This window comes from Microbacterium sp. NPDC089189, from assembly GCF_040685095.1.
Taxonomy (GTDB): domain Bacteria; phylum Actinomycetota; class Actinomycetes; order Actinomycetales; family Microbacteriaceae; genus Microbacterium.
The window spans coordinates 1-4,319 of record NZ_JBFBHG010000053.1; the positions used below are offsets into that span (position 1 = coordinate 1).

At 71.2% G+C, this 4,319-nt stretch carries 3 protein-coding genes; 1 reads left to right on the forward strand and 2 read right to left on the reverse strand.

Annotation, left to right across the window (positions count from 1 at the left end; all coding sequences use genetic code 11):
* Positions 1 to 57 precede the first annotated feature (57 nt).
* Positions 58 to 1,326: an extracellular solute-binding protein gene (locus AB0N73_RS16240; RefSeq protein ID WP_363565393.1), complete on the reverse strand. Its 1,269-nt coding sequence runs from the start codon at positions 1,324 to 1,326 to the stop codon at positions 58 to 60.
* Positions 1,327 to 1,390: 64 nt separating this feature from the next.
* Positions 1,391 to 2,572: an ROK family transcriptional regulator gene (locus AB0N73_RS16245; RefSeq protein WP_363565395.1), complete on the reverse strand. Its 1,182-nt coding sequence runs from the start codon at positions 2,570 to 2,572 to the stop codon at positions 1,391 to 1,393.
* A gap of 175 nt (positions 2,573 to 2,747) precedes the next feature.
* On the opposite strand from AB0N73_RS16245, the gene AB0N73_RS16250 reads away from it, so the two are divergent.
* Entirely contained in the window at positions 2,748 to 4,199 is a 1,452-nt protein-coding gene (locus tag AB0N73_RS16250) for a L,D-transpeptidase family protein (protein ID WP_363565397.1), read from the forward strand.
* The last annotated feature ends 120 nt before the right edge of the window (positions 4,200 to 4,319 follow it).

Sequence of the window (4,319 nt, forward strand, 5' to 3'; positions counted from 1 at the left end):
CGACGACCGGCGGCGCGGTCGTCGAGCGGGTTCCCGTGGTGCGGACGGATCCGCGGGTCAGCCGTTGAGGATCGACTCGATCTGCGCGTCGGCGTCGGCCGCCAGCGCGGCGACGTCGCCGCCGTTCGCGATGTTCACGAACAGGTCCTGCATGATGCCCTGCGCTTCGACATCCGCCCAGTTCGGCGAGGCGGGCGTGAGCTTGGCGTTCGCCGCGGCCTCGGCGATGACCGTCGCGAGCTCGGGCGTGGCCGCGGCCACCTGGTCGCCGAGCGAGGTCTTGGCCGGCACCAGCCCCGCCTGGGCGAGGATCGTCTGGTACTCGTCGCCGAGCATGATCTCCAGCGCCGACTTCGCGAGGTCGGGGTTCTTGGACTTGGCGGCGATACCCACGTTCGATCCGCCCGCGAACACCTGCGCGGCATCACCGTCGGCGCCCGGGAGAGCGAAGTACCCGGTCGTCTCGGCGACGGGCGTGGGCTGCTTGTCCTCGTCGGCGACGATCGACCAGTACGCCCAGCTGGGCGCCGAGTAGGTGGCGGACTGCTCGGTGCGGAACGGCACCCATCCTTCCGTCTCGTCGCCGTCCTTGGGCGCGAGCGAGGCATCCGTCATGAGTTCCTGCACCTGGGCGAGCCCGGCCAGCGACGCGTCGCTGGAGAGCTGCGCGTCCCACGTCCCGTCGTCGTCCTGCACGGCGACCTCGCCGCCGTTCTCCCAGATGAACGGGAGTCCGTTGTACCAGTCCTTGCCGGGGAAGTAGACGCCGGAGACCCCGGGGAGAGCACCCGCCAGCGTGACGCCGTTCGCGACGTACTCGTCCAGGGTCGTCGGCACCTCGACGCCGGCCTGGGCGTACTGGGCGGTGTTGTAGAACACCACGCGGGCGCCGGAGTAGTACGGCGCGGCGAACAGCTCGCCGTCCCAGCTTCCCGCCTCGACGAAGCCGGGCAGGAGGTCGGAGCCGCCGAGATCCTCCTCGATGTCGGCGAGGCTCAGGAGCGCCCCGCTGGAGGTGAACGCGGGCGCCTGGGTGTTGCCCATCTCGACGATGTCGGGGCTGTCGTTCGACGACAGGCTCGTCGTCAGCTTGTCGACGAGCCCCGTCCACTGCTGCTCCTCGATGACCAGCGTGGAGCCGGGGTTCTCTTCCTCGAACGTCTTCGTGAGGTAGTCGCGTGCTTCCTGCGGGGTGTCGGTGCCGACCAGCCAGACGCGCAGCTCTGCGCTTCCGGCCGAATCCGAACCGCTCGCGCCGCCGGCGCAGCCGGCGAGCGCAATCGCCGACGCGCCCAGGAGGGCCACGGCTCCGAGGGACTTCTTCATGTGCTGTCCTCTGTTCTGTGTGATGGGGTCGGAGCCGCCGGCGGCGCCTCCGATGTGGTGCCGGTCAGGAGACGCCGAGCCTCGCCGAGAGCACCATGACGGCAGCGCCGCGCAGGACGATGTCCTGGCCTTGCTGCGTCATCCGCACCTGGAGGCCCTCGTGGAAGGGGGCCAGCGTCCGGGTGCGGAGGGCCTCGGCGGTGGCCTGCGCAAGCACACCGCCGAGGAGTTCAGGGGGGCCGGAGAGAACGACCTCCGACAGATCGAGCGCGCCCACGACGGGAGCCAGGGCGATGCCCAGCCGCTCCCCCGCATCCCGCAGGACGCTGTCGAGACCGCCGCCGTCGACCGCGGCCGTGCGCGCCGTGATCGAGGGCACCGAGAGCCACGCCTCCAGGCACCCGACCTTGCCGCACGCGCACGCGGGGCCGCCGTCGGTGCCGACCGTGACGTGGCCGATCTCGCCGGCGGCGAAGCGGCTGCCCCGCAGCGGCTGCCCTCCGGTGAGCAGCCCCGAACCGACACCGCTGCCGACCTTCACGAGCAGCACGTCGTCGCCGGCCCCGCCGAAGGTGTACTCCGCCAGCACGGCGGCGTTCGCGTCGTTGGCGACGAGCACGGGCAGATCGAGCGCCTCCGACAGGACGCCCTCGAGGTCGAAGCCGACCCACCCCAGGTTCGGGGCGCGCAGCACGACGCCGTGGTCGTCGACGACACCGGGCGTGCCGATGCCGATGCCGAGCACGGGCGCGTGGGCGTCGGCCACCAGCTCGCGCGCCAGGTCGATCACCGTCGGCAGGACGCCCGCGGCGTCGGCCGGATGGGGCCGCTCGGCGCGCGCGACGATGTCGCCGTCGAGCGTGAGCACCGCCCCGAGGAACGTGTCGCTGCCCGACAGGTCGATGCCGACGATCCGGTGCCCGGTGCGGTCGATGTCGACGAGCATGGCGGGCTTTCCCGGGCGGCTGCCCTCCCGCATCCCCTGTTCGATGACGAAGCCGTCGGCGATGAGCTCGGCGACGAGATCCGAGATCGTGACGCGGGTGAGCCCGGTCTCGCGGGCGAGGTCGGCGCGGCTCTGCGAACCGGCGTGGAAGAGCGTCTGCAGCACGAGGGACTTGTTGTGCCCCCGCGCATGCTCGGGGAGCACCTTGGTGGCGGAGCGCCGACGGGGCCGGAGGGTGAGGCCGTCGGCGGACGGCGCGGGAGCGGCGGAGGCGTCGCGCAGGACCTCGGGAGCTGACATGTTTGTTAGTACACCTTACGAACAAACATCCCGCAAGAGGCGATCTCCCGATCAGAGCTCGGTTACCGAACCGTTACACGCTGCACATCCGCCGTATGTGACCGGAACGTTGTAGGCGCAACACCGCCTCGCCCGTACCATGGGAAGACAGCACACATAGCACGGGGGTGACGGCGTGACCGATCTGATTACCGGATCGCACTCGCAGATCGACGGGGACGAGACCGCTACCGGGTCCGGATCCGGCGACAGTGACGCGCGCGTCTACGCGTGGGCCCCTGAGGAGCCCAAGCCCCGCAAGCGCCACCTCGGCCTGTGGATCGGCATCCCTTCGGGCGTCCTGGGCGTCGTCGCGGTGGCCGCAGCGCTGCTGCTGATCGCCCCCGGGACCGCGGTCGCCGGCGTGCCGATCGGCGGGTTGACCGTCGGTGCGGCCGCCGATGCGCTCACCGCGCGCCTGGCCAACACCAGCATCGAGCTCGAGACGGCAGATGGCCCGGTCACCGTCACCGGCGCCGACCTCGGTGCCCGTGTCGACGCGCAGGCCCTCGCCGAATCGGCCTACGACGCGCACCCGATGTGGAACGTGTCGCAGTGGAACGCCGCTCCCCTCGAGGCCGACGTGACGATCGACGCGGCGCTCGCGGCCGACACGCTGCGCGACGCCGCCCCCGCAGCGCACATCGATCCGACGGACGCGACCGTCACGTTCGACCCCGCCTCCGCCTCGTACGTCGCCACGCCCGCGGTCAGCGGCGAGGGCATCGACGTCGAGAGCGTCCGTGCCGCCCTCGAGACCGCGTTCACCTCGGGCGCCGCCACGTCATCCGTCGACGCATCCGTCGTCCCGATCGAGGCGAGCATCACCACCGCCGAGGCCGACGCGGCGACTGCCCACCTCAACGGCATCCTCGATCACATCGGCTTCTACGTGGGCGAGGAGCGCACCGTCCCCGTCGACCGCGCCGTCGCCGCGTCCTGGATGACCGTGACCGACCGTGACGGCCAGCTCGCCCTGGGGGCCGACGCCGGCGCCATCCAGGCCACCGTCGACACGCTGCCCGGTCTCGTCGACCGCGCGCCCGTCGACGCGACGGTCGTCACCAACTCGTCCGGCAAGGTCCTGGAGGAGCTCACGGCGGGCGCCACGGGGCGCACCCTCGGCGACACGACCGGCATGGCCGACGCCTTCGCCGCACAGCTCGCGGCGGGCGACCCGTTCTACGCCCTCCCGGTGACCGAGGCGGCGTTCGCCACGACGAACCTCTACCGTCACATCGACGTCAACCTGTCGGCGCAGCGCGCCGTGCTCTACGAGAACGACCAGGTCGTGCAGAGCTGGGCGATCTCGTCGGGCACCGACGCCACGCCCACCCCGACCGGCAACTTCTCGGTCTTCGCTCACGTGCGCATGCAGAACATGGGATGCGGCGCGACGTCGACCTACTGCACCAAAGACGTTCCCTGGGTAACCTACTTCGCCCCGGACATCGCCTTCCACGGCGCGTACTGGCACAACAACTTCGGCGCCCAGATGAGCCACGGCTGCCTCAACATGCCCGTGTCGCAGGCACAGTTCGTCTACGACTGGGCCCCCACCGGCACCGAGGTCTCCGTCCACTACTGACCCCGCCCCGCCGCGGTTGCGGCGCGCTCGGTTGCGGCACGCGGCGGATCGCCGAGACAGCACTTTGGCGCCGAGACGGTGGGTTTAACCCGCAGTCTCGGCGCCAAACTGCAGTCAATC